This window comes from Pseudomonas sp. 05N434, from assembly GCF_056396965.1.
Genome location: NZ_JBFTMK010000035.1, coordinates 1 through 24612 on the forward strand (window position 1 = coordinate 1; position 24612 = coordinate 24612).

21 protein-coding genes and 1 pseudogene are annotated in these 24612 nt (G+C 59.4%); 7 read left to right on the top strand and 15 right to left on the bottom strand.

Annotated features, from left to right (window positions below; translation table 11 throughout):
- Nucleotides 1-669: bifunctional transcriptional activator/DNA repair enzyme AdaA (locus AC1DLB_RS04155; RefSeq protein WP_477784640.1), on the bottom strand; the 669-nt coding region annotated here is incomplete at its 3' end.
- Between the two features lie 126 nt (nucleotides 670-795).
- Here AC1DLB_RS04155 and AC1DLB_RS04160 point away from each other — a divergent pair.
- Nucleotides 796-1209 (top strand): VOC family protein, encoded by a 414-nt coding sequence (locus AC1DLB_RS04160; protein WP_086946053.1) that lies wholly within the window; start codon nucleotides 796-798, stop codon nucleotides 1207-1209.
- Between the two features lie 3 nt (nucleotides 1210-1212).
- On the opposite strand, the gene AC1DLB_RS04165 is transcribed toward AC1DLB_RS04160, so the two are convergent.
- On the bottom strand, nucleotides 1213-1833 hold the full coding sequence (locus AC1DLB_RS04165) for a LysE family translocator (RefSeq protein ID WP_019579340.1): 621 nt from the start codon (nucleotides 1831-1833) through the stop codon (nucleotides 1213-1215).
- Nucleotides 1834-2013: 180 nt separating this feature from the next.
- Nucleotides 2014-2226, bottom strand: a complete 213-nt coding sequence (locus AC1DLB_RS04170) for a DUF1059 domain-containing protein (RefSeq protein WP_007937743.1) — start codon at nucleotides 2224-2226, stop codon at nucleotides 2014-2016.
- A 241-nt stretch (nucleotides 2227-2467) separates the two neighbouring features.
- Between AC1DLB_RS04170 and AC1DLB_RS04175 the strand changes: the two genes are divergently transcribed.
- The gene (locus AC1DLB_RS04175; RefSeq protein ID WP_018929638.1) at nucleotides 2468-3055 is read left to right on the top strand and encodes a LysE family translocator; all 588 of its coding nucleotides are present in this window, start codon (nucleotides 2468-2470) and stop codon (nucleotides 3053-3055) included.
- Nucleotides 3056-3079: 24 nt separating this feature from the next.
- Here the strand turns inward: AC1DLB_RS04175 and AC1DLB_RS04180 are convergent, their stop codons facing one another.
- From AC1DLB_RS04180 to AC1DLB_RS04190, 3 genes are all read right to left on the bottom strand, one after another.
- Nucleotides 3080-6763, bottom strand: a complete 3684-nt coding sequence (locus AC1DLB_RS04180) for a hypothetical protein (protein ID WP_477742978.1) — start codon at nucleotides 6761-6763, stop codon at nucleotides 3080-3082.
- 177 nt (nucleotides 6764-6940) lie between these two features.
- Nucleotides 6941-7774, bottom strand: a complete 834-nt coding sequence (locus AC1DLB_RS04185; RefSeq protein WP_477784641.1) for an AraC family ligand binding domain-containing protein — start codon at nucleotides 7772-7774, stop codon at nucleotides 6941-6943.
- 34 nt (nucleotides 7775-7808) lie between these two features.
- Nucleotides 7809-8312: a VOC family protein gene (locus AC1DLB_RS04190; protein ID WP_477742980.1), complete on the bottom strand. Its 504-nt coding sequence runs from the start codon at nucleotides 8310-8312 to the stop codon at nucleotides 7809-7811.
- 265 nt (nucleotides 8313-8577) lie between these two features.
- On the opposite strand from AC1DLB_RS04190, the gene AC1DLB_RS04195 reads away from it, so the two are divergent.
- The 4 genes from AC1DLB_RS04195 (at nucleotide 8578) to AC1DLB_RS04210 (ending at nucleotide 12501) form a co-directional block, all read left to right on the top strand.
- Entirely contained in the window at nucleotides 8578-9033 is a 456-nt protein-coding gene (locus tag AC1DLB_RS04195; protein WP_007937751.1) for a (2Fe-2S)-binding protein, read from the top strand.
- A gap of 36 nt (nucleotides 9034-9069) precedes the next feature.
- The gene (locus AC1DLB_RS04200) at nucleotides 9070-11238 is read left to right on the top strand and encodes a xanthine dehydrogenase family protein molybdopterin-binding subunit (RefSeq protein WP_086946056.1); all 2169 of its coding nucleotides are present in this window, start codon (nucleotides 9070-9072) and stop codon (nucleotides 11236-11238) included.
- Between the two features lies 1 nt (nucleotide 11239).
- Entirely contained in the window at nucleotides 11240-11818 is a 579-nt protein-coding gene (locus tag AC1DLB_RS04205; RefSeq protein ID WP_018929632.1) for a hypothetical protein, read from the top strand.
- A gap of 74 nt (nucleotides 11819-11892) precedes the next feature.
- Nucleotides 11893-12501: a GGDEF domain-containing protein gene (locus AC1DLB_RS04210; RefSeq protein WP_477742981.1), complete on the top strand. Its 609-nt coding sequence runs from the start codon at nucleotides 11893-11895 to the stop codon at nucleotides 12499-12501.
- Here AC1DLB_RS04210 and AC1DLB_RS04215 read toward each other — a convergent pair.
- Both AC1DLB_RS04215 and AC1DLB_RS04220 read right to left on the bottom strand, forming a co-directional pair.
- A complete protein-coding gene (locus tag AC1DLB_RS04215) occupies nucleotides 12492-13769 on the bottom strand; it encodes an amidase (RefSeq protein ID WP_477784642.1) in 1278 nt (425 codons plus the stop codon). The genes AC1DLB_RS04210 and AC1DLB_RS04215 overlap by 10 nt on opposite strands.
- Complete coding sequence (locus AC1DLB_RS04220) at nucleotides 13766-14191, bottom strand: VOC family protein (protein WP_019579332.1); 426 nt, start codon at nucleotides 14189-14191, stop codon at nucleotides 13766-13768. Before AC1DLB_RS04220 ends, AC1DLB_RS04215 begins: the two co-directional genes overlap by 4 nt.
- 114 nt (nucleotides 14192-14305) lie before the next feature.
- On the opposite strand from AC1DLB_RS04220, the gene AC1DLB_RS04225 reads away from it, so the two are divergent.
- The gene (locus tag AC1DLB_RS04225) at nucleotides 14306-15160 is read left to right on the top strand and encodes a LysR family transcriptional regulator (RefSeq protein WP_477784643.1); all 855 of its coding nucleotides are present in this window, start codon (nucleotides 14306-14308) and stop codon (nucleotides 15158-15160) included.
- A 69-nt stretch (nucleotides 15161-15229) separates the two neighbouring features.
- Here the strand turns inward: AC1DLB_RS04225 and fabI are convergent, their stop codons facing one another.
- The 7 genes and pseudogenes from fabI to AC1DLB_RS04260 all read right to left on the bottom strand — a co-directional run bounded on the left by fabI (nucleotide 15230) and on the right by AC1DLB_RS04260 (nucleotide 24551).
- On the bottom strand, nucleotides 15230-16024 hold the full coding sequence (fabI, locus tag AC1DLB_RS04230) for an enoyl-ACP reductase FabI (RefSeq protein WP_007937760.1): 795 nt from the start codon (nucleotides 16022-16024) through the stop codon (nucleotides 15230-15232).
- 22 nt (nucleotides 16025-16046) lie between these two features.
- Nucleotides 16047-17038, bottom strand: a pseudogene (locus AC1DLB_RS04235) (ATP-binding cassette domain-containing protein).
- 1 nt (nucleotide 17039) lies between these two features.
- The gene (locus tag AC1DLB_RS04240) at nucleotides 17040-18059 is read right to left on the bottom strand and encodes an ABC transporter permease (protein ID WP_477784644.1); all 1020 of its coding nucleotides are present in this window, start codon (nucleotides 18057-18059) and stop codon (nucleotides 17040-17042) included.
- Between the two features lies 1 nt (nucleotide 18060).
- The gene (locus tag AC1DLB_RS04245) at nucleotides 18061-19134 is read right to left on the bottom strand and encodes a microcin C ABC transporter permease YejB (RefSeq protein WP_018929626.1); all 1074 of its coding nucleotides are present in this window, start codon (nucleotides 19132-19134) and stop codon (nucleotides 18061-18063) included.
- A 4-nt stretch (nucleotides 19135-19138) separates the two neighbouring features.
- Nucleotides 19139-20980 (bottom strand): extracellular solute-binding protein, encoded by a 1842-nt coding sequence (locus AC1DLB_RS04250; protein WP_477742984.1) that lies wholly within the window; start codon nucleotides 20978-20980, stop codon nucleotides 19139-19141.
- Nucleotides 20977-22809, bottom strand: a complete 1833-nt coding sequence (locus AC1DLB_RS04255) for an extracellular solute-binding protein (RefSeq protein WP_064618223.1) — start codon at nucleotides 22807-22809, stop codon at nucleotides 20977-20979. The genes AC1DLB_RS04250 and AC1DLB_RS04255 overlap by 4 nt, the downstream gene beginning before the upstream one ends.
- 287 nt (nucleotides 22810-23096) lie before the next feature.
- Nucleotides 23097-24551 carry a transglycosylase SLT domain-containing protein gene (locus AC1DLB_RS04260; protein ID WP_019579327.1) on the bottom strand — a complete coding sequence of 485 codons (1455 nt, stop codon included), beginning with the start codon at nucleotides 24549-24551 and terminating at the stop codon, nucleotides 23097-23099.
- Between the last annotated feature and the right edge of the window lie 61 nt (nucleotides 24552-24612).

Here is a 24612-nt window from a genome sequence, read left to right on the forward strand (position 1 = left end):
GATTTCCTTGGTCAATGCCGGTCGGTCGAGAAACTCCAATAGCACCAGCCCACGCCGTTCGGCCATGGCGATCATCGGTCCCAGTGGCGTGGTCAATCGGGTGAACAGCAGCGGCTCGCTGTGGGCGGCGCGACCGGGGGTGATGTGGAATGACTTTTGAAACGCATCGCGAAAACCGCTCAGGGATTCATAGCCGGAATCGAACGCCGCGTTGTCGATGGAGTCGCCCTGTTTGATGCCACCGAGGGCGATGCCCAGGCGTCGGCTGCGCAACCAGGCATGAAAGGTCATTCCGAAATGCTGCTTGAACCAGCGCCGCAGTTTCAGCGGCTCGATGCCCTCGGCGAGCAATTGGGCATCGGTCCAGCGCTGGTCGGGGTCGGCGTCGACGGATTTCAGCAGTCGTTGCACCCAGTCCGGCGCAATGGCCGCGGCGTCCAGCGGCTTGCACCGCAGGCAGGCCCGATAACCCGCCGACATCGCCTCATCGGCATGGGCGAAGAACTCGACGTTTTCCGGCTTCGGCTTGCGCGCCGTGCAACTGGGGCGGCAGAAGATGCCGGTGGTTTTGACCGCGGTAAAGAACACCCCCTCGTAGGCGGTGTCGCGTTCGAGCATGGCGCGAACCATCTCGGCGTGGGGCGGAAGCACAGCGTTTTGTAGGTTCATGGGCTGAGCATAAGCCGCGTTGCCTGGCGCCTCCACCGGAAAATCGACAGAGAATTTTTGTACCCTGAGCTACAGTCATCGGGTCACCGGCAATGCTGTAAACGATATTTTCAGGAATCCATCCCAATGCAAGCATTCACGATTAAGCACATCGATCATATCGTCCTGCGCGTCGAGGACCTCGAACGCAGCATCGCGTTTTACGGCGAGGTACTTGGCGCCGAACTGGTCAAGCGCCGCGACGATCTGGGCCTGGTGCATTTGCGTGCGGGCACCTCGATGATCGACCTCGTCGATATCCAGGGCGAGCTCGGCCGCACGGGCGGGGCTGCCGCTGGTCGCGAACGGCGCAACGTCGACCACTTCTGCCTGCGCATCGAACCGTTTGACGAGGAAGCGCTGGTCAGTCACTTGCAGTCCTTCGGCCTGAAACCCGAGAAAGCTGCGGTGCGTTTTGGTGCCGAAGGCAACGGGCTGTCGATCTATTGCTTCGATCCGGACGGCAACCAGGTCGAACTGAAAGGACCGTCCCAAGCGTAAAGGTCAGGCCCGTTTCGCCATCAACAGCACAGAAGCTGCCGCCGACAGCAACCCCGCGCAGCAACGGTTGAACATCCGCTTGCCCCGCGGTTCGGCGAACCAGCGGCGCATGTGCAGGCCCATGTAGGCGTAGGCGCTGATGGCAATCCATTCCAGCAGCAGGAACAACGCGCCGAGCACCGCGAATTGCGGAGCCACCGCCTGGGTCGGGTCGACGAACTGCGGCAGGAAGGCGGTGAACAGCAAAATGGCCTTGGGATTACCCGCTGCCACCAGAAACTCCTGCCGCGCCAGGGCCAGGATCCCCACCGGCGTGCCGGTGATGTGCTGCTCGGCCTCGGGATTGGCACGCCACAGTTGCCACGCCAGGTATAACAGGTAAGCGGCACCGATGATCTTGATCGCGTAGAACAGCCATTCCGAGGTTTTCAGCACCACCGACAATCCAGCGGCGGCCAGGCCGATCATCCCGGCAAACGCCAGCAAACGCCCGACGCCGGCCACACAGGCGCGACGATAGCCATAACGGGTGGCGTTGCTGACCGACAGCAGATTGTTTGGGCCGGGGGCCATGTTCAGGGCGAAGCAGGCCGGCAAAAACAGGAGGAGGGTGGCGAGGTCCATGAACGGGGCTCCAAGAACGAGAGCGGTATTTTTATCATGGGTGGTTGGTGATTTGGCCCATACAGCGGTGGATGCAAATAGCCGTACAGAGAAAAACACGGGACAGACCAAGAAAAACACGGGACAGACCACGATTGTTCGGCATCTGCCTTGAATCGTGGTCTGTCCCTTTTTGCGTTCCTACGCCGGACGCGGTGCTTCTACGGGCGGGGTGCCGTCGTGGAACATTGTCTTCAGTTGAGCACGCAGTTCTGGTGAATCGGTGTGCTTGTGAACACTGACCGCATGCTGTGCCGCGGCCTCCAGCAGTTCGTTTTCAGAGTCTGCGGACAGGGCGACCGAGCATTTGGACGCGCTTGGGAACTCGCGGCAGTCGATGTATTTACGCGCCATGATCTTCTCCTCCCTACGATGAAGGCAGGCTGTGGCCTGCGTGAACGATCACTCGACGCGCCCCGCATCGAGTGTGCCGACTCTTGAAGTATAGGCCCGCCATAAGGTCCCTCGTGACAGTCTTGCAACCTACAGGAAGTGACATGCGTCGCGGGACAGGCAAGGGTTGTTTTCTTCAATACAGCATTCCCCTGGCTCTTTACCTTGACCCCTGGTTCAACTGAATTGAAGAAGGTATGCAATGAGTCTGATTCTTTCCATGGCGGCGTTTGCCTTGGTCGCTTCCATTACACCGGGGCCGGTGAACATTGTGGCGTTGAGTTCGGGGGCGCAGTTCGGTTTTCGCGCCAGTCAGCGACATGTCGCCGGAGCAACGCTGGGTTTCGTTTTATTGCTGGTATTGATGGGATTGGGGTTGCATGAGGTATTGCGGTTGTGGCCGGCGCTGACGCAAGTRGTGCAACTGGCGGGTGTTGCGTTTCTGTTGTTCATGGCCTGGAAACTGGCGGCGGACGATGGCCGCATCGATGCGGATAAATCGCGCCGGGCGCCGTCGATGTTATATGGCGCGATGATGCAATGGCTCAATCCGAAGGCCTGGCTGGCCTGTGTAGCGGGTATGGGCGCGTTCGTCGCGGACGGCGAGGCGCGGCTGGTCTGGCAGTTTGCGGCGGTGTATCTGGTGATCTGCTATGTGTCTGTCGGCTGTTGGGCGTATGCCGGGACATGCCTGCAGGGTTATCTGAATAATCCTGTAGGCATGCGATGGTTCAACCGGCTCATGGCATTGTTGCTAGGGCTGAGTGCGGTGTATTTGTTGCTTTCCTAAGCAACATACCCTCAGTCATTCACCTTAATCGAGTCCGTGCAGCAAACTGAACTCTTGTTTTGTCAGCGGTGTGAACCGGTTGTTTCGAAGCTGGCTGATGGCATACAGGGCACGACCCGTACGGCCATTACCGTCGCCTAGACCGTGGAAACCTACGACGGTCGCCAGCAACTGTTTGTCGAAATGCTCATGACTGGAGTTCAGTGTTTTCAGATGTTGTTCCATCGCGGCGAATCCACTGATGTTGCTAGCGTATTTCTTGTCATTGACGCCCACGCGCACGACGTCCGAGGTGGCTGGCGCGATACGGGCATGCAGCTGTTTGATCACGGTCGGATCAGTCAGTGTTTCTTGATTGCCGGCGTACTCGCGCAGTACCGCAACGATGCTGTCGAGGTCGTTGCCAGGGGAGGTAGAACCATTGACGATCCAGGCGCCGGCCCTTTGCGAGTTATCGGTAAAGCCCATTGGATTGAAGGCTGATTCTGGCATGACCTGATTAAACGGTACCTTGCCCAGGTCTTGCTGTAATACGTTTTGTTGGTAATTCTTCATGTAGGTGACGTTTTTCGCTTCGACCTGGGCAAAGGTTGCCAGTGTATCGGCGTAACCTTGAGCACCAGATGCGGAGCGGGCGCTGGTGTAGCTGTATTGAGCTTTTTCCAGGACTGCCTTGAAAAGATCTTCAACAGGCGTTCGACCGATCAATCCCTGCAGATCTTGCGCTTGCTTGAGTCCGAGCGCCGATTCAACAAGCGCATTGTTGAACAGATGCTCCAGTTCGGACGGCAGAGCGCCATCTGGCAGTCGACTGTTCTTGTTGCCCAGGCGGGTCACAATCTGTTCAACGGTTTGAATGCTGTCGTCCTTGAACAGCGCTCGACCATGGGCAACCGTGTCCAGCGACATTCGAATCCGGGGGCCTGCGCCGGTATGGTTGATGGCCCGGAGCAGATCATAGCTGTTCGCGCCCGTCAGATAGCGCAACTGCCGCCGAGCCAGATACGGGGTGGAGAGCGCATGAGCGCCTAGTTTCTTCACGCCCCGAGCCAATAGTTTTCCGCCGCCCTTGAGCAGTTGAGGCACTCCGTCAATGGGGTTGAAAAGGCTGATGACAGTACTGCCAACAACTTTGGACGTGGAAAGGAGTTTGGAGACCAGGGTCGTGGCCTTGGCGCTGATAGCGGTAACTTTAATGCCGACGACGGCAAAGGAAACAGCGAGGGCCGCCGCGTCCATGACACAGCCGTGAATAGCGCGGTTTTGTCGGGCAGGAACCCCCGAGGAAAGCTCCTCGACGCACTCCTTGAACGGAATGATCAGGTTCAGAATGAATGTGAAGATGGCGTCGGTCTTTTCAATCGCTTTTTCCCGTCGTGTCTGATCGAGGCCCAGTTGCATCAGTTCATCTACAGTGAAATAGGGGTTCTCTTTTGCAATAAGGTCGCTGATTGCTTCTTTTCGCGTGGAACGAAAGTAACGGTTCGGCGAGGGGGTGCCTGCACTGGCCGACGATGGGTTGAATTCTCCGATCTTGCGGATAAAAAAGGCGGACCGGGAATAGCTGCGGGGGGCCGTGTTCGCTCGATAAGCCTGTATATCCAGACGGCCTTCCAAATGGTGTTTGTGGTTCACAAACGTCGCTACAGCGGACCCACTGGCCATGAAGAGAGGGCGAAACACTTCGCCAAGTTCCTCGCTGTATACGCATTCCGTCCTCATTGGAAACAGTTGATAACAACGAAGCTCTGAATCAAGTACCGCACAAATGAGAACGCCATAACGGCCCGTCTTCCCTGGAACGGGCGTCGCTGGTCTTGCTACGCCCGTCGGGTTGGGAATATTGGTAAATCGGGTGGTTGTGTATTCCTGAACACTATAGATACCTAGATGGCCGTCCTCGATGAACGACCTGTCCTTCGGGCTTAGTTGCGAAAAGGTGACGTTGATAATGGCCGACAATGCTTCGGTCATTGAGTTGTGATGATTGTGGACCGCTTGCTGAAATAAATCCGCAACGGGGTACATGTCAGCCAGATCAGGGAAAGCCTCGTAAATGCTGGTGCCTTTGGCTCGATCCCAATCCTGGGTGTGAAGCTCGTCGCCCAGGTAAAGATCGACAACCGATACCCGCCTTCCTGCGCCGCCGCCCGTTCCGCGATGTTTGACCAACAGTTCCTCGGGGTCACAATCCGGCACTTGGGATTTCAGTTCTTTAAGCGCGAGCGCCTTGCGATGGGGCAGCGGTTTGCCCAGATCAATCAAGGCGCTCGTCATCATGTCCGCATGTTGCTTGTACTCATCCATCGCCACCGTAACGGCTTGCTGATTGAGGTTGCCCTCTGAATCCCGGGAGATCAGGTCGTTCATTAGCGCCCAGGTGATCACCGGGTCAGCCGAGTGTGCGGCAAACACTGCTTTGAGCTCGGGTGTCAATTGCGATGCGCGGGCGAACCCCAGCAGGTGTTGGGAGGTCATGCTCCGGGAAACACCGGGGGTGATCGCTTCGGCAAAGTGCACGGCCTGGGTGAAGACGACCCACGCCGGTGTGCCGATACGCAGATTGGACGGCAGTTCATCGGCAAGATATTCCGGCGCCATGCCACCCAGGACCAGTTCCGCGACGAGCGGGGCAATCATGGCGTCGAGCTTGAGTTGGCTGACCAGATGCTGTTCAAGTTGCGTGCGGACCGCTGAGGGGGAAAGCAGTAAATGACGTTTCGAGTAGAGGTCAAAACCTGCAAACGAGGTATTGGCGCTGTCCAGTTCCGGATCAAGGTCAAGCAGCATCACCGCAATCATCAGCTGTTCGATGAACTGCTCGGTGGGCTTGGGGCCGTTTTCATCAGCGAACCAGCCTAATGCCGTCATGAACGCATGCCCATTATTCGCGCTCGACACTGCAATATCGATCAGCCGTGTCAGACGGTAACCTTGGCTGGTGGGCAGTTTGTCGGCGGAAAAGCTTTCAAGTTTCAGCACATGGCCATAAAGCGAAACCAAAGGAAGTTCGCCTCCGGTTTCTTCCTCGATCACATCGCGAATGAGGGCGCGATTTTTCTCCGTGAGTTCGAACGGTGAGTCTTTGGGAGGGCTCAGCAACTCCCAGTAGTTCCCATAGGGCGACGGTGCTGGAAGGGGGGGGGCATTCAGTAAATCAATTAACTCTTTTGCACTTTCCACGCTGGCCGGAAGTGGCAAGCTGTGAAAACGCAACCACTGACTTATTGTGATTTTTTCGGTGGACGTCACCCATCCGCCAGTCAGCTTGGCACTGCCTGAAAGGAGGCGTAGTTGTTCATCGATATCGGCAACGCCAGTGAAGTGATGGGCGATATCGTTACGCTCGGAGAAGAAACTGACAGTGATCAGCTCACCGTTGGCTTCACGGGTACTGATGTTGTCATAGGAATAAAAGAGTTGGCCGTGTTCATTGACATGAAAGATGTTTGTTCGGGAGATGCCTTGTTCGACCGCGATTTTTTTGAAGTCGGGTTGCCGGCTGAGCCTCGCCAGGCAGGTAGTAGCTGGATGATGTAGTTGGGAGAAGTCGGAATTCGGGTCACAGGTAACTGATACACGATCCCACGACCATCCAACGGTTGCCATGACGTCTTCATCGCTGAGGAAGTTGACGATGGCTTCAATGACTAATTGTTTTTCGCGTTGGATGCTGGAATGAAATACGTTGTTGTTCGGCGTGTTCAAGTAAGAAGCTCCATCTTCTGATATTGGGTTGTAGCGTGGGAAGGGAAGGGAGCTTAAATAAGAGTTTGGAGTGTTGTCATATTAGTTATATGACTTTGTATGAATTTTACCGGCATGGCTCGTGGGTTTATATTAACTAACCTGTTTTTGACAGGGGGYGCATGTCGACATATTAACTTACCCGCGATATTGCCCTGGTGTCGCCGCCAGATGTTGCTTGAACGCCCGCTGAAAATGCGCCTGATCAGCAAATCCGGCCTCCAATGCGACATCGGCGATCAGCCTGCCGCTACGCAGTCGATCCCGGGCGAACTGGATGCGCCGGTTGACCAGAAATGCATGGGGCGTCATGCCGTAATGCTGTTTGAAGGCGCGGATAAGGTAGGACGGCGACAGTTGCGCCGCTTCGCAAATGTCTTCGAGCTTGAGCTGATGCGTGCAGTTATCGCGGATGTAGTCGGCGGCCCGTTCGAGCTTGAAATTGGGTTCGCGCAGCGGTTGATCGACCGGGTTGAGCCGCTGTTGCACCTCGGTGAAAAACTCCACCGCCGCGCTGTGTTTGCGCAGCACGTCTTGCTGCTGATCGATCAACACCTCATATACGCTCCTCAGGCCGGCGAACAGCTCGAGATCGCGATTGTGGGTGATGGAAAACCGGCGAAACGCCGAATCCTGGCTGAAGCCGAGCTGATGCTGCAAGTCAGTCAGCCAAGGCGTCTCGACGTACAGCATCAGGTACGACCAAGGCTGGTCATCGATCGGATTGCAGGCATGCACATCGCYGGGGTTCATCAACACCACGGTACCGGCGCTGACCTGAAACTCCGATTGCTCGTGGATGTAGGTGCTGCGCCCAGCGGTGATAGCACCGATGGAAAAGTGTTCGTGGGAATGCCGGGCGTAGCAGACCTCGCGGCCGTCGGCGATGGAGCGGGCTTCGATGAAGGGCAGGGCGTCGTCGCGCCAGAAACGCGGGGCTTTGTCTGCATATTTGGCGACGGTGTGCTTCATCTCGATGTCCTTGGCGGGCCAGTGCCTGAGTGTATTAGCTCTGGCCGGCAAAGGCTCGTTCCAGTTCGGCGATGTCGAGTTTTTTCATTTGCAGCATCGCTTGCATCGCGCGCTGGGACTTGTGCGTATCGGGGTCTTGCATCATGTGTATCAGCGCGATCGGCACGATCTGCCATGACACGCCGAATTTATCCTTGAGCCAGCCACATTGCTGCGCCTGCACAGGCCCACCGGCGGACAGGTTGCCCCAGAAGTGGTCGACTTCCTCCTGATTCTGACAATTGACCTGGAACGACACCGCTTCGTTGAAGGTGAACACTGGCCCGCCATTGAGACCGGTGAAGGTCTGGCCATCAAGCTCGAAGCTGACCGTCATCACCGAACCTTCCGGGCGGCCGTGGATTTCCTGACCGGCCTTGCCGTAATGGGTGATGGCGGTGATTTTCGAGTGATCGAAGATCGAGCAATAGAATTTCGCCGCCGTTTCGGCCTGATCGTCAAACCACAGGCAGGGCGTGATTTTTGGAAAGCGTTGCATGGCGGTTGTCCTCGGCAGGTTGAACACACTGGATTATCAGATTAGCCAGTCCGCAGTAGACGGGTGGCGCCGTAGATCGACAAGTCCGTAGCAGCTGCCGAGCTGCGCGAGGCTGCTGCTACGGGACGGGAGCGACCGGTGGTCGATGAACATGGCTTGTGGGTCAAATTGCGCTTAGCTGTAGGGATGACCCAAGGCGCCGCGTAGGTATTTCGCTGCCACAGCGGCGCCCCTTCAGAACACCGTGAGTCTGAGGAAATCAGCCATGCTGACCCTGAATATCAATGGCAAGGACCAGGAACTGGATGTCCCCGCGGACATGCCGTTGCTCTGGGTTCTGCGCGATGTCGCGCACCTGACGGGCACCAAATTCGGTTGCGGCATGGCCCAGTGTGGCGCCTGCACCGTACACGTCGACGGCGCGCCGCTGCGCTCTTGCATCACGCCCGCCACGGCGGTGGCCCACGGGCAGAAAATTCTCACCATCGAAGGCCTGTCCAGCGACGGCTCGCACCCGGTGCAACAAGCCTGGGCCGAACTCGATGTGGTTCAGTGCGGTTATTGCCAGTCCGGGCAGATCATGTCGGCGGCCGCGTTGCTGGCGAAGATCCCCAAGCCTACCGACAGCGACATCGACCAGGCGCTGTCCGGCAACATTTGCCGCTGCGGCACCTACCCAAGAATCCGCGCCGCGGTCAAACGCGCCGCCGAGATCGGGTGAGGCGACGTTGAAGCCACGTTGAAGGGAGTCTGAGCAATGAACAGCATCAACCCTGTTTCGCGTCGCGGTTTTCTCAAGGGCAGTGCCGTGTTGGGAGGCGGTCTGGTGGTGGCGTTTGTCATTCCTGGCGGCCATCGCTTCGCCTTCGGTGCCGAGAATCAAGGAGAGGTGTTCGCGCCCAATGCCTTTTTACGCATCGGCAACGACAACAGCGTCATTGTGCTGCTCGGCCATTCGGAAATGGGCCAGGGCATCTGGACCGGCCTGACCATGTTGATCGCCGAAGAACTGGACGCCGATTGGTCGAAAATTCGCGTCGAACACGCGCCAGCCTCGGCCGCCGAGTATGGCCTGCCGGCGTTTGGCGGGATGCAAATCACCGGCGGTTCGACCTCGACCTGGATGGAGTTCGATCGCTATCGTCAGGCCGGCGCAGCGGCGCGCTTGATGCTGATCGACGCGGCAGCCAAGCGCTTCGACATGGCGCCTTCGCAGATTAGCACCGAATCGGGCGTGGTCATTGCCGGCGACAAACGCGCCACTTACGGCGAACTGGCGGATGACGCCGGCAAGTTGCCGGTGCCGGATCCAGCCTCGATCAAGTTCAAGGAAGCCAAGGACTGGAAGGTCATCGGCAAACCCACCAAGCGCCTCGATACCCCGGAGAAAATCACCGGGCAGGCGAAGTTCGGCATGGACGTGCAATTCGACGGGCTCATGACTGCGGTGGTCGCTCGGCCGCCAGTGTTCGGTGGCAGCGTCAAATCCTTCGAAGGCGCCGAGGCGCTGGCGGTGCCTGGCGTGCACAAAGTGGTGCAGGTGCCCACGGGAGTCGCGGTGATTGCCGATCATTATTGGGCGGCGAAGCTGGGGCGCGATGCGCTGAAGGTTGTATGGGAACCGGGGCCGAACGCCGGGCTCGACAGCCAGCAACTGCTGGAAAGCTTCCGTAAACTCGCCGCCACCCCCGGGACCTCGGTCAGCCAGGCCGGGGACGCGACGGTCATGTTGGGCAGGGCGGCGAAGACTATCGAGGCCGAATACAGCGTGCCGTACCTGGCCCACGCGCCGATGGAACCGCTCAATTGCACGGTGAACATCACCAAGGACAAATGCGAAATCTGGACCGGCACGCAGTTCCAGACCCTGGATCAGATGATTGCGGGGAAGATCACCGGGCTCAAACCCGAACAGGTCGAGATCCACACCCAATTCCTCGGTGGCGGCTTCGGGCGTCGGGCCAACCCGACCTCGGATTTTGTCAGCGAGGCGGTGTACGTCGCCAAAGCGGCGGGCGAACCGGTGAAAACCGTCTGGTCCCGAGAGGATGACATTCGCGGCGGTTACTATCGCTCGGCATTCCTGCATCAGGCACGCATCGGGTTGGACGCCGACGGTATGCCGATCGCCTGGAAGCATATGCTGGTCGGGCAGTCGATCATGGCCGGCACGTCGTTCGAGGCGACCATGGTCAAGGACGGTGTCGACAAAACCTCCGTCGAAGGTGTGGCCGACAGTCCTTATTTTGAGGGGCTGGCCAATCACCTGATCGACCTGCATTCCCCGCAAACAGGCATCAGCGTGCTGTGGTTGCGGTCGGTGGGGCATACCCATACGGCATTCGTCATGGAGTCGTTGATCGATGAGCTGGCAGAGGCGGCCGGCAAGGATCCGGTGGAATACCGACGAACCTTGCTCAAGGCGCATCCACGGCATCTGGGGGTGCTGAATCTGGCGGTGGAGAAAGCCGACTGGAAAGCGCCGTTGCCGGACGGCCACGCATTGGGCGTGGCGGTGCATGAGTCTTTCGGCAGCTACGTCGCCCATGTGGCGGAGGTGTCGCAGGACAACCTGGCGATTCGCGTACACCGGGTGGTGTGTGCGGTGGATTGCGGCATTGCGGTCAACCCGCAGAGCATCGCCGCGCAGATGGAGTCAGGCATCACCTTCGGTCTCGGATTTACCTTGCACAGCAAACTGACGTTCAAGAACGGCCAGGTGCAGCAATCCAATTTTCACGACTATCAGGTGTTGCGCCTGAACGAAATGCCCGTGGTCGAAGTGCATATCGTCCCCAGCACCGACAAACCCGGCGGCATCGGCGAGGTTGGTGTACCGCCCGTGGCGCCGGCCGTGGCGAACGCGGTGTTTGCCCTGACCGGGCAGCGTCTGCGGGAACTGCCGCTGCAATTGTCGGGGGTGTGACATGAAACGACATCTGTTGCTGGGCGCGGTGGTGCTGATCGGGCTGACTGGCTATGCCTCGGACCTGTTCGCTGATGATAAAGAGGCGCTGAAGGCGTTTGACACAGTACAGAAGGTGTTCCAGAGCCCGCGCTGTCAGAACTGCCATATCCCCGGCGATTCGCCTTTACAGTTCGACGCCGGCAATCCTCACGCGATGAGGGTGGTTCGCGGGATGGATGGCAAAGGGGCGGCCGGTCTGCCGTGTGCCAGTTGCCATGCCGACAGCAATCCGCCCGCCAGTTATGGGCCTCACACACCGCCCGGAGCGCCGCATTGGAGCCTGCCGCCAGCCGCGCACAAAATGGCCTGGATCGGCCTGCCGCCCGACAGGTTGTGCGCAATGATCAAGGATCGTTCCAGTAATGGCGATCGTGATTTTGCGGCACTGATCAAACATGTCAGCGAGGACAAACTGGTGCTCTGGGGCTGGCATCCAGGTGAGGGACGGACGCCGGTGCCGGTGCCCCACGACATTTTCGTCACCCAGTTCAAACTCTGGGCGGACGCTGGAGGGCCATGTCCGGTGGCGGGTAGCTGACCAGCGGCGCGTTTATAGGGAGTCAAACCGGGTGTGAACGACTCTAACGTTTATATCCATCAAGGGAGTGAGTAATGCTAACCCCAGACAAACCGCTCAAACCCGGCGTGGGCACGCCGAACGTCCTCGACGGCGCCGTGCAGGACCGCGATGTACTGCGCGACTTGGCGCGCAAGGCCGAGCAAGAACTGATGGGCGTGCAGATGGCGAGCATGGATGAGTTGACGCTGCTGTCCAATCGTCATGGCTTCGAGGCTCTGGCCCAATTGGCGCTGGAGGCCTGTCGGCAGTTGGGTCAACCTGCGACCTTGTTGTTTTTCGACCTTGACGACTTCAAGTGCATCAACCGGTTGTATGGGCGTGCCGAGGGCGACAACGCCCTGAAAACCTTTGCCGACGTGCTGCGCATCGCTTTTCGTGAAAGCGATGTGATCGGTCGGCTGGGCAGCGATGAGTTTGCTGCCTTGTTGACCGGCGCCAACACGGTGGAGATTGCCGCAATCAGGGCGCGCCTCGAAGAAATACTCGATGAGCGTAATGCCACGGTGCATCGTGGTTATGACATTCGCTTCAGTGTCGGGCAGATCGAGTTTGATGCTCAGCTAACCCAAACGGCGCAAGATCTGCTGGCTCTGGTCGATAAGGCGTTGCGTGCCCGACAGTTCGAAGCTCGTCATTCTTGAATGGCGCCTTGCAAAACCGCTGCAACGTGCTCGGCCGTTCGTAACAGCCGACCATCCTCTCTGAACCTTCCGATCATCTGTAGCCCGACAGGCAACATGGCTTGGCCGGGCCTCAGCGGTATGTTCAGTTGCGGCCAGCCAAACGCCCCCCAGAACTTGATGAAGTCCGACGGCCCGGTGCTTTCCAGGYCGACCGGCGCGACCATCCCGCAAGAGGCGCCGAGCATGGCGTCGAAGGGGCGGCAAAGCTCGCTCAAGCGTGGGGCAAGATCGGCCAGGCGCGCCTTGGCAGCGGATTCCTGTTGCCAGGTTGTGGTTGCCGCCCGCTCGAACATGGCCAGGGTCGAAGGGCTCAATTGTGTTCGGTGTTGTTGAAACTCCTTTGCCAGCGAGCGGGCACCTTCGCAATCGTTAATCAACTGATGATCGTCGAACACACCGGCAAACTCATCCGGCAGCCGTACGTCGCTCACGTGATGGCCGGCGCTGCGCAACTGATCCACCGCCTGTTCCAGGGCAAGGACCACGTCGGGGTCCACTTGATCCCAGCGCGACGTGCGGCAGAACCCCAAGTGCAGCGGACGTCGCTCGATGTCCGGCACCACGAACCCGGGAATCAACACGCGCGCTACCAGGTGCAGGTCGCGCACTGACTGGCCATACCAACCCACGGTGTCGAAGCTCGGCGCCAACGGTTTTACCCCTTCCAGCGACACCAGTCCCAGCGACGGTTTGAAAGCGAAGAGGCCGCAGTAGGATGCCGGCTTGAGCAACGAGCCAGCGGTCTGGGTGCCCAGCGCCAGGGCAAAGAACCCTGCAGCCATCCCGGCCGCCGAGCCAGCGCTGGAGCTGCCCGGCGTTCGCGTAAGGTCGTGGGGATTGCGGGTTGGACCGGTGTGCATGTACGCAAACTCGGTGGTATGGGTCTTGCCCATGATCAGCGCCCCGGCCTGGCGCAGCAGCGTCACGACGTGGGCGTCCCGGGAGGGTTGATGGTCGGTATAGATGGGTGAATAGAACTGCGTGGGGTGGGTCGCAGTGTCGAAAATGTCCTTGATACCCACGGGGACGCCGGCCAGCAGACCCTGGCCGTTGTGCTGCGCCGCATCGGCGCGGACCTGCCGGGCGTCGAACGAGACAAAAGCCTGGATATCCGGCTCTTGCGCCTGAAAGCGTTGAAGAAAGGTTTCGACGACGATGGCAGCGGTGGTCTCGCCATTGACCACCGCTTCACTGAGGGTGGTGGCGTCAAGGGGCAGGCGGATCATTTGGCGAACAACTGATTGATATTTTTGAACGCCTTGAACTCCAGAGCATTGCCGCAGGGATCGAAAAGAAACATCGTGGCTTGTTCGCCCACCAATCCCTGAAACCGGATGCCCGGCTCGATCACGAAGTGTGTACCCAGGGCTTTCAGGCGTTCGGCCAGCGCCTCCCATTCTTCCATCGGCAATACCACACCGAAATGCGGCACCGGTACGTCGTGGCCGTCCACGGCGTTGGTATGGGCGGCTTCCTGAGAAGCGTTTTTCGGGGCCAGATGAATCACCAGTTGATGGCCGAAAAAGTTGAAATCGACCCAGTGATCGCTGGAGCGACCTTCTTCCAGGCCGAACACCTCGCCATAGAAACGCCGGGTAGCGTCCAGATCGTAAACCGGGATGGCCAAATGAAAAGGGGACAGTTGCATCGGATGTGCCTCGATGGGTTGAGCGTTGAGGCTGAGTTTAGTCCTGTGCTTTTTGATTGAAAGACGATAGTTTTTGCAGCGAGCTCAAATTATTTCGATCAATTGGGGGGCCGTATGCTGCGGGAACTGAAAACCTTCATTGCCGTGACGCGCCATGGCACGTTCGCAGCGGCAGGCATGCACATTGGCCTGACTCAGTCGGCGGTCAGCGCGCAGATCCGCAATCTGGAGCAGGCGTTGGGCATCCGTCTGTTCGATCGCACCGGGCGTCAGGCACTCCTCAATGCCGCAGGGCAGCGAGCGTTGCCGATGGCTCAGGAAATGCTCGAGATCTTCAGTCGCATGRCCGTCAGTGATGACATCAGCGAGTTTCGTGGCGAATTGAAGATCGGCGCGGTGGCCACCGTCCAGACCGGTTTGTTGCCACGGGCGCTGTTGCGACTCAGGCAACAGGCGCCGTCGCTGGAGGCGAAACTGGTGCCGGGGGTATCCCTGAACCTGCTGAGCCAGGTGGACACTGGCGAAGTGGACCTGGCGATTCTGATCAAGCCGCCGTTCGAACTGCCCAAGGAATTATCGGTGCAAGTCATTCGCCGGGAGCCGTTTGTGCTGATCGTGCCGGCCGACCTTGAGGGGGATGACCCGCTGCAGTTACTCGCCAGCCATCCCCACGTACGCTACGACCGCAATTCATTCGGTGGGCGATTGGTGACGCGTTTTTTGCGCGAGCAGCAGATTGATGTACAGGTGGCTCTGGAGCTGGATGAGCTGGAAGCCATTGTCAAGATGGTGGAATGCGGGCTGGGTGTTTCGCTATTGCCCGAGGCGGGGCTGTGGCTTGAGCATGGGGCGAAGGTCAGGATCATCCCGCTGGGAGAGCTGACGTTCTACCGGGAGATCGTGCTGTTGCAGCGTTATAGCCAGCGTACACAGCCGATCCAGCAGTTGTTTGCTCAGTGTTTGTTGTGAAGATCTTTTGAATTTGAGGGCACAAAAAACCCGCCTGAAGAGGCGGGTTTTTTAACGGCTAATCGAAGATCACTCTTCGATGTTGCCCATGGCGGTGGTGTTGAAGCCGCCGTCTACGTACATGATTTCGCCGCTGATGCCGGAAGCCAGGTCCGAGCACAGGAAGGCGCCGGCGTTGCCGACTTCTTCGATGGTGACGTTACGACGCAGCGGGGTTTGCGCTTCGTTGGCGGCCAGCATTTTGCGGAAGTTCTTGATGCCGGAAGCGGCGAGGGTGCGGATCGGGCCAGCCGATACGCAGTTGACGCGGGTGCCGTCCGGGCCCAGGGAGCCGGCCAGGTAACGTACGCCAGCTTCCAGGGAAGCCTTGGCCATGCCCATGACGTTGTAGTTCGGCATGGTGCGCTCGGCGCCCAGGTACGACAGGGTCAGCAGGCTGCCATTGCGGCCTTTCATCATTTCGCGACCAGCCTTGGCCAGGGCCACGAAGCTGTAGGCGCTGATGTCGTGAGCGATGCGGAAACCTTCACGGGTGGTGGCTTCGGTGAAGTCGCCGTCCAGTTGGTCGCCCGGGGCGAAGCCGACGGAGTGCACGATGCAGTCCAGGCCGTCCCACTTCTTGCTCAACTCTTCGAAGACCTTGGCGATTTCGGCATCGCTGGCCACGTCGCACGGGAAGCACAGCTCAGGGCTCGAACCCCAGCCCTGTGCGAATTCTTCGACACGACCCTTGAGTTTGTCGTTCTGATAAGTGAAGGCAAGCTCAGCGCCCTCGCGATGCATGGCGGCAGCGATGCCGGATGCGATGGACAGCTTGCTGGCGACACCGACGATCAGTACGCGCTTACCGGCGAGAAAACCCATGTGTTGCTCCTCTCTTTCAGGTTTATTGCGCAGTGGCTGGTGCCAGAAAAGCGGCTTCCAGCAACTGCTGTGTATACGGATGTTGGGGGGCGGCAAAGATACTTTGCGCGTCTCCCTGTTCGACCACTTGGCCATGCTTGACCACCATCAGCTGGTGGCTCAGCGCTTTGACGACAGCCAGGTCATGGCGTGCCCATCTTGTGGATCCGCAGGCCTTCGCCGACGATCTGGCTCACGCACATCCGTGGGCTCAGGCTGCCGAAAGGGTCCTGGAACACCACCTGCATTTCCCGCCGCAGCGGCCGAACCTGTTGCTGCGTCAGGCAGTCTAGCTGCTTGCCTTCAAAACGGATTGCCCCTTTGCTGCCGATCAGCCGCAAAATCGCCAAACCGAGCGTCGACTTGCCGGAACCGCTTTCTCCCACAATCCCCAGAGTCTGTCCCTGGGGCAGGCTGAAATTGATGCCGTCCACCGCCTTGATGTGGTCGACGGTCTTTTTCAGAAAGCCTTTCTTGATCGGGAACCAGACTTTCAGGTCCTCGACCTGCARCAATGGCGGGCCAATTACATTGGTCGCGGGCTTGCCGCTGGGCTCCGCTGCCAGCAGTTCCCGGGTGTACGGATGCTGCGGCGCGCGGAACAATTCTTCGCACGATGCCTGTTCGACGATGCAACCGCGCTGCATGACACATACGCAGCGAGGTCATCGGCTCTTGAAAGATCATCGCGATCCGGTTGCCGCGGATGTGGCGGATGGTTTTCTCTTTCAGCTCCAACAAGTTCCGGTCGGAATAGGTGATGGTGCCGGACGGATGCCGGGCCAGCGGATAGGGCAGCAGCCGCAGGATCGAGTGGGCGGTCACCGACTTGCCGGAGCCGCTTTCACCCACCAGCGCCAGGGTTTCGCCGCGCTTGATGTCGAAGCTGACGCCTTCGACCACCCGCTGAACGTGCTCGCCAACGACAAATTCGACGGCCAGGTCGCGCACTTCGATCAGATTGTCCTGATTCATTTCACTTCCTCGGGTCGAAGGCATCGCGAGCGGACTCGCCGATGAATACCAGCAAACTCAACATCAACGCCAGCACCGCAAACGCACTCATACCGAGCCACGGCGCTTGCAGGTTGGATTTGCCCTGGGCCACCAACTCACCCAGGGACGGGGCGCCCGGCGGCAAACCGAAGCCAAGGAAGTCGAGGGCGGTCAGCGTACCGATGGCGCCGGTCAGGATGAACGGCATGAAGGTCATGGTCGAGACCATGGCGTTGGGCAAAATGTGGCGGAACATGATCGCACCATTCTGCATGCCCAGCGCCCGGGCCGCGCGCACGTATTCCAGATTCCGCCCGCGCAGGAACTCCGCGCGCACCACATCCACCAGGCTCATCCACGAAAACAGCAACATGATCCCCAGCAGCCACCAGAAGTTCGGCTGCACGAAACTGGCGAGGATGATCAGCAGGTACAGCACCGGCAGCCCGGACCAGATCTCCAGGAAACGCTGCCCGGCCAGGTCGACCCAGCCGCCATAAAAGCCCTGCAAGGCGCCGGCGATCACGCCGATGATCGAGCTGAGAATGGTCAGCGTCAAAGCGAACAGCACCGAAATCCGGAAACCGTAAATCACCCGGGCCAACACGTCGCGGCCCTGGTCATCGGTGCCCAGCAGGTTGTCGGCGGACGGCGGCRCCGGGGCCGGGACTTTCAGGTCGTAGTTGATGCTCTGGTAGCTGTAGGGGATCGGCGCCCACACCACCCAGGCGTCCTTGGCCTTGAGCAGTTCGCGGATGTACGGGCTCTTGTAGTTGGCTTCCAGCGGGAATTCACCGCCGAACGCGGTTTCCGGATAGCGCTTGAGCGCCGGGAAGTACCAGGCGTTGTCGTAATGCACCACCAGCGGTTTGTCGTTGGCGATCAGCTCGGCGCCGAGGCTTGCGCCGAACAGAATCAGAAACAGCCACAACGACCACCAGCCTCGCTTGTTGGCCTTGAACAGCTCGAAACGTCGGCGATTGAGAGGGGACAGGTTCATCTCAATGCTCCCGGCTTTCGAAGTCGATGCGCGGATCGACAAGGGTGTACGTGAGGTCGCCGATCAGCTTGAGCACCAGCCCCAGCAGCGTGAAGATGAACAGCGTGCCGAAGACGATCGGGTAGTCGCGGTTGATCGCTGCTTCGAAACTCATCAGGCCGAGGCCGTCGAGGGAGAAGATCACTTCCACCAGCAACGAGCCGGTGAAGAAAATGCCGATGAGCGCTGAAGGGAAACCAGCGATCACCAACAGCATCGCGTTGCGAAACACATGGCCGTAGAGCACGCGGTGACGGGTCAGGCCCTTGGCTTTGGCGGTGACCACGTATTGCTTGTTGATTTCGTCGAGGAAGCTGTTTTTGGTCAGCAGCGTCATGGTCGCGAAGTGGCCGATCACCAGTGCAGTGACCGGCAGAGCCAGGTGCCAGAAATAATCGAGGATCTTGCCGCCGGTGCTGAGCTCATCAAAGTTGTTCGAGGTCAGGCCCCGTAGCGGGAACCAGTCGAAATAGCTGCCGCCGGCGAACACCACAATCAGCAGGATGGCGAACAGGAACGCCGGGATCGCGTAACCGACGATGATCGCCGAACTGGTCCACACATCGAAGTGGCTGCCGTGTCGCGTCGCCTTGGCGATCCCCAGCGGGATCGACACCAGGTACATGATCAGCGTGCTCCACAGCCCGAGGGAGATCGACACCGGCATCTTTTCCTTGATCAGGTCGATGACCTTGGCGTCGCGGAAGAAGCTGTCGCCGAAATCCAGGGTGGCGTAGTTCTTGATCATGATCCACAAGCGTTCCGGCGCCGATTTGTCGAAGCCGTACATGTGCTCGATTTCCTTGACCAGTGCCGGGTCCAGGCCCTGGGCGCCGCGATAGGCGGAACCTGCCACCGACACTTCGGCTCCGCCGCCGGCAATGCGGCTGGTGGCGCCTTCGAAGCCTTCGAGTTTGGCGATCATCTGTTCCACCGGCCCACCGGGGGCGGCCTGGATGATCACGAAGTTGATCAGCAAAATGCCAAACAGGGTCGGGATGATCAGCAGCAGTCGCCGAAAAATATACGCCAGCATCTGATTACTCCGTGCCCGCAGGGTCGGCTTGCAGTTTTGTTTCGACTTCTATCGCAGGTGTCGCGTCGGGTTTGACCCACCAGGTATTGATGCCGATGTCATATTTGGGTGAAATCTTCGGGTGGCCGATGTGGTTCCAGTACGCCACGCGCCAGGTCTTGATGTGCCAGTTGGGGATCACGTAATAGCCCCATTGCAGCACCCGGTCCAGCGCCCGGGCGTGGGCCACCAGGCTTTTGCGCGAATCGGCGTTGATCAGTTGCTCGACCAGTTGGTCCACCACTGGGTCTTTAAGGCCCATGGAGTTGCGGCTGCCGGGTTTGTCGGCGGCGGCGGTCATCCAGAACTCGCGCTGTTCGTTACCCGGCGAGTTGGATTGCGGGAAACTGCCGACGATCATATCGAAGTCCCGGGAGCGTACGCGGTTGATGTATTGCGAGACGTCGACCCGACGGATCACCAGATCGATGCCCAGGTCGCTGAGGTTGCGCTTGAACGGCAGCAGCACCCGCTCGAACTCGGTCTGGGCCAGCAGGAACTCGATGGTCACCGGTTTGCCGGTGGCGTCGACCATCTTGTCGTCGACGATCCGCCAGCCGGCCTCTTGCAGCAGTTGATAGGCTTTGCGCTGCTGGGTGCGGATCATGCCGCTGGCGTCGGTCAGCGGGTTCTGGAACGCCTCGCTGAACACTTGCTCGGGAATCTTGCCGCGGAACGGGTCGAGAATCGCCAGTTGATCGGCGTCCGGCAGGCCAGTGGCGGCCATTTCCGAGTTTTCGAAGTAACTGCGGGTACGCACGTAGGCGCCGTTGAACAGTTGCTTGTTAGTCCACTCGAAGTCCAGCAACAGGGTCAGCGCCTGGCGCACGCGCACATCCTGGAACACCGGACGACGCAGGTTGAACACGAAGCCTTGCATGCCGGTGGGGTTGCCGTTGGGGATTTCTTCCTTGATCAGCCGCCCTTCGGTCACCGCCGGAATGTTGTAGGCCTTGGCCCAGTTTTTCGCGGATATTTCCAGCCAGTAGTCGAACTGACCGGCCTTGAGTGCTTCCAGTGCGACGGTGTTGTCGCGGTAATAGTCAGTGGTCATCACGTCGAAGTTGTAGAACCCGCGATTGACCGGCAGGTCCTTGCCCCAGTAATCCTTGACCCGTTCATATCGCACGGAGCGCCCGGCCTTCACTTCGGTGACTTTGTACGGGCCGCTGCCCAGCGGTAGTTCCAGGTTGCCCTTATTGAAGTCACGGGTGGCCCACCAATGTTTGGGCAGCACCGGCAACTGGCAGAGGATCATTGGCAATTCGCGGTTGTTGTTGTGCTTGAACTTGAACAGCACTTTGAGCGGGTCTTCGGCGATCGCTTCCTCCACGTCGCTGTAATAGCCGTGGTAGAGCGGGGCACCTTCCTTGATCAGGGTCTGGAAGCTGAACACCACGTCTTCGGCGCGCACAGGGTGGCCGTCGTGGAAACGTGCATCGGGGCGCAGATAGAAGCGCACCCAGGTGTTGTCCGGGGCYTTTTCGATTTTGCCTGCGATCAAGCCATATTGAGTGAACGGCTCATCGAGACCCTGTTTGGCCAGGGTGTCGTAGATCATGCTGATGTCGTCGGCCGGCACGCCTTTGCTGATGAACGGATTGAGGCTGTCGAAGCCACCGAACCCGGCCTGACGGAAGATTCCGCCCTTCGGCGCGTCGGGGTTTACGTAATCGAAGTGCTTGAAGTCGGCCGGGTATTTCGGCGGCTCGTTGTACAGGGTCAAGGCGTGTTGCGGGGCGGCGCAGGCCAGCCCGGCGAACAACAGACCGCTGGCCTGCAAGAGCAGGGCGCGTAAGGGAGTCATTGATCTTTCTCCGAAGATTTCAGCCACCAAGCGCTCAGGCCCAGGGTGTAGGGCGGCGTGGTGACGAAGGCGAACCGGTTGCGGTAGGCCAAGCGGTGATAATTGAGGTACCAGTTGGGAATGATGTAGTGCTGCCATAGCAGCACCCGGTCGAGCGCCTTGCCGGCGGCGACTTGTTCATCCCGGGTCTGGGCGCCGAGCAGTTGTTCGAGCAAATGGTCGACCACCGGGTCGGCGATGCCTGCGTAGTTCTTGCTGCCCTTGATCCCGACCTGGCTGGAGTGGAAGTACTGCCATTGTTCCAGGCCGGGGCTGAGGGTCTGGTTGAGGGTCATCAGGATCATGTCGAAATCGAATTGATCGAGGCGCTGTTTGTACTGGGCGCGATCGACCGTGCGCAGCCGTGCGTCGATACCGATGCTGGCGAGGTTCTCGACGTAGGGCTGAAGGATCCGCTCCAGGTTCGGGTTGACCAGAAGGATCTCGAAGCGTAGCGGTTGGCCGATGCTGTTCTGCAGCCGCTGGCCATTGAGCTTCCAGCCGGCTTCGGCGAGCAGGCCCAAGGCCTTGCGCATGGTTTCGCGCGGAATGCCGCGGCCTTCGGTCTGCGGCAGGCTGAACGGCTCGGTGAGCAGCTTGGCGGGCAACTGATCGCGATAGGGCTTGAGCAACAGCCACTCGTGGCCGACCGGCAGTCCCGTGGCAGAGAACTCGCTGTTGGGGTAGTAACTCATGGCGCGTGTGTAGGCGCCGCTGAACAGCGTGCGGTTGGTCCACTCGAAATCGAACATCAGTCCCAGCGCTTCACGGACCTTGATCTGGGCGAAGGTCGACCGCCGAGTGTTCATGAACAGGCCCTGGCTCTGGGTCGGGATCTGGTGCGGGATCTGCGCCTTGATCACCTCGCCACGGCGCACGGCCGGGAAGTCGTAGCCGTTGTCCCAGTTTTTCGCCTGATGCTCGATGTAGATGTCGAACTCGCCGGCCTTGAACGCTTCGAAGGCCACGTCGCTGTCACGGTAGAACTCGACTTCCATGCGATCGACGTTGTACTTGCCGCGATTGACCGGCAGGTCCTTGCCCCAGTAATCCTTGACCCGTTCGAAGACGATCTGCCGCCCGGGGGTTACCGAAGTGATGCGATACGGCCCACTGCCCAATGGCGGCTCGAAGGTGGTGGCCTTGAAGTCGCGATCTTTCCAGTAATGCTGGGGCAACACCGGCAACTCGCCCAGGCGCAGGATCAGCAACGGATTACCGGAGCGCTTGAAGACGAAGCGAATGCGCTGCGGGTTGAGGATGTCGACCCGCGACACTTCCTGCAGGTTGGTGCGGTATTGCGGATGACCTTCCTTGAGCAGCAGACGGTAAGAAAACGCGACATCGTAAGCGGTGATCGGCGTGCCATCGTGGAAGCGCGCTTCGGGGCGCAGGTTGAACACCACCCAGCTGCGGTCTTCGCTGTATTCCACCGATTGGGCGATCAGGCCATAACTGGACGTCGGCTCATCGCCCGACGGCGCGTACTGGCCGGTGCCGACCATCAGCGGTTCGTTGAGTTCGTTGATGCCGTATTGCAGGAAGTTGGGCGTGGAAACCGGGCTCGAACCTTTGAAGGTGTAAGGGTTGAGCGTATCGAAGGTGCCAAACGCCATCACCCGCAACGTACCGCCCTTGGGCGCTTGCGGGTTGACCCAGTCGAAGTGGGTAAATCTGGCCGGGTACTTGAGCGTGCCGAACTGCGCATAACCGTGGCTTTCGCTGATCGTCGCGCTTGCGGGGGAGCTCAAGGCCAGGCTGATCAGGAGCAGGAGGAGGGGACGCTTCAAGTCAGAGATCCGATCCAGGCGGCTTGGGCTTTGTGGGCCGTACAGTAACAGCTTGTATCGACAGGAAAAAGACGGGGGGGCTTAATGCATTGTTAACCGCTGCCTCGATAGCCCTGCGGATCGCAGAACCTGTGGCGAGGGAGCTTGCTCCCGCTGGGTTGCGAAGCAGCCCCAAAACCTGAAATCCGGTAACTTCTGACACGCCGCGTACTTGGGTTTACGACTGCTTCGCAGCCGAGCGGGGGCAAGCCCCCTCGCCACAAAAGCCCCTAGGCAGGGCGTGCTGATTAATGCGGGGAAGAAACCGTCAGCATCTGACCCGGTTTCAGCGCCTGGCCTACCCGAGGGTTCCAGCGCTTGAGGTGTTGCATTTCGACATTGAAACGTTTGGCAACCATGTACAACGAGTCGCCTTGCTGGACCTTGTACTGGGTCTGCGGTTTCTGTTTGTCTGACTTGCCGCTGGTTTTGCTGTTCGCCGCCACGACAGTGTTGATGCGACCGCCGCTGCGCTTGGTGGTGTCCTGCATCACAAGGGTCTGGCCGACCTTGAGGTTCTTGCCGTTCAGCTTGTTCCAGCGTTGCAGGTCCTTGACGTCGACCTTGTTGGCCCTGGCAATGGAGGCCAGATTTTCTCCGCGCTTGACCCGGTAGGCGCGCTTGATGCTGGCGATTTCGCTGTCGTCGGCACCTTCGAACACCGGCTTGAGCGGCCGCTGGCTGATCAGCTCTTCAGGACGCATGGTCGACAGGCTGGCAGTCAGCAGTTGCGCCTTGGACGTCGGCACCAGCAGATGCTGGGGACCGTCGATGGTAGTGCGTTGCTTGAAGGCCGGGTTGAGCTGGAACAGCTCGTCTTCGTCGATGTTGGCCACCGCGGCAACCTTGGACAGGTCCATGCGCTGGTTGATTTCGACGACCTGGAAGTACGGTTCGTTGGCGATCGACTTGAGGTTCACGCCATAGGCATCGGGCGCCAACACCACTTGCGACAGCGCCAGCAGCTTCGGCACATAGGCCTGGGTTTCCGCTGGCAGCGGCAGGTTCCAATAATCGGTTGGAAGGCCGAGCTTCTCGTTGCGCTCGATGGCCCGGCTGACCGTGCCTTCGCCGGCGTTGTAGGCCGCCAGGGCCAATAGCCAGTCACCGTTGAACATGTCGTGCAGGCGGGTCAGGTAATCCATGGCCGCGGTGGTCGAGGCAGTGATATCGCGACGGCCATCATAGAAACGGGTTTGACGCAGGTTGAAGTAACGCCCGGTGGAAGGAATGAATTGCCAAAGGCCCACCGCGTCGGCCCGGGAATAGGCCATCGGGTTGTAGGCGCTTTCAATCACTGGCAACAGCGCCAGTTCCAGCGGCATGTTGCGCTCTTCAAGGCGTTCGACGATGTAGTGAATGTAGAGGCTGCCGCGTTCGCCGGCGTTTTCGAGGAAGGACGGGTTACTGGCGAACCACAGGCGCTGCTGCTCGATGCGCGGGTTGACGCCCAGGTTGTCCTGCAACTGGAAGCCCTGGCGCATGCGCTCCCAAACGTCCTGGGGAACTTGCGGTGTTGGTTTTTCGCTGAGCCAGATCGGTTTTTGCTTGGCTCGCGCGGCGATATTCGGTGTGTGTGTCGCTTCGGTCTGCGGCACATGGCTTGAACAGCCCGCCAAAGTGGCGGACACAGCCACCGCGATGGCTTGAGCCAAGCGGGTCAATGCGTCTGAATTGGTGGCTTTACGAATAGGTGACGACATTGGCTGGAAGTAAGTTCCGGGCGAAAATGTCGGGCGATTCTAGAAAGCACACCCCCTGCGG

Coding starts and splice junctions, on each gene's coding strand:
- AC1DLB_RS04220 (WP_019579332.1), bottom strand. CDS start 14,191: ATGCAACTGTCCCCTTTTCATTTGGCCATCCCGGTTTACGATCTGGAC.
- AC1DLB_RS04205 (WP_018929632.1), top strand. CDS start 11,240: ATGAAACGACATCTGTTGCTGGGCGCGGTGGTGCTGATCGGGCTGACT.
- AC1DLB_RS04160 (WP_086946053.1), top strand. CDS start 796: ATGCAAGCATTCACGATTAAGCACATCGATCATATCGTCCTGCGCGTC.
- AC1DLB_RS04170 (WP_007937743.1), bottom strand. CDS start 2,226: ATGGCGCGTAAATACATCGACTGCCGCGAGTTCCCAAGCGCGTCCAAA.
- AC1DLB_RS04200 (WP_086946056.1), top strand. CDS start 9,070: ATGAACAGCATCAACCCTGTTTCGCGTCGCGGTTTTCTCAAGGGCAGT.
- AC1DLB_RS04260 (WP_019579327.1), bottom strand. CDS start 24,551: ATGTCGTCACCTATTCGTAAAGCCACCAATTCAGACGCATTGACCCGC.
- AC1DLB_RS04190 (WP_477742980.1), bottom strand. CDS start 8,312: ATGCAACGCTTTCCAAAAATCACGCCCTGCCTGTGGTTTGACGATCAG.
- AC1DLB_RS04195 (WP_007937751.1), top strand. CDS start 8,578: ATGCTGACCCTGAATATCAATGGCAAGGACCAGGAACTGGATGTCCCC.
- AC1DLB_RS04245 (WP_018929626.1), bottom strand. CDS start 19,134: ATGCTGGCGTATATTTTTCGGCGACTGCTGCTGATCATCCCGACCCTG.
- AC1DLB_RS04165 (WP_019579340.1), bottom strand. CDS start 1,833: ATGGACCTCGCCACCCTCCTCCTGTTTTTGCCGGCCTGCTTCGCCCTG.
- AC1DLB_RS04210 (WP_477742981.1), top strand. CDS start 11,893: ATGCTAACCCCAGACAAACCGCTCAAACCCGGCGTGGGCACGCCGAAC.
- fabI (WP_007937760.1), bottom strand. CDS start 16,024: ATGGGTTTTCTCGCCGGTAAGCGCGTACTGATCGTCGGTGTCGCCAGC.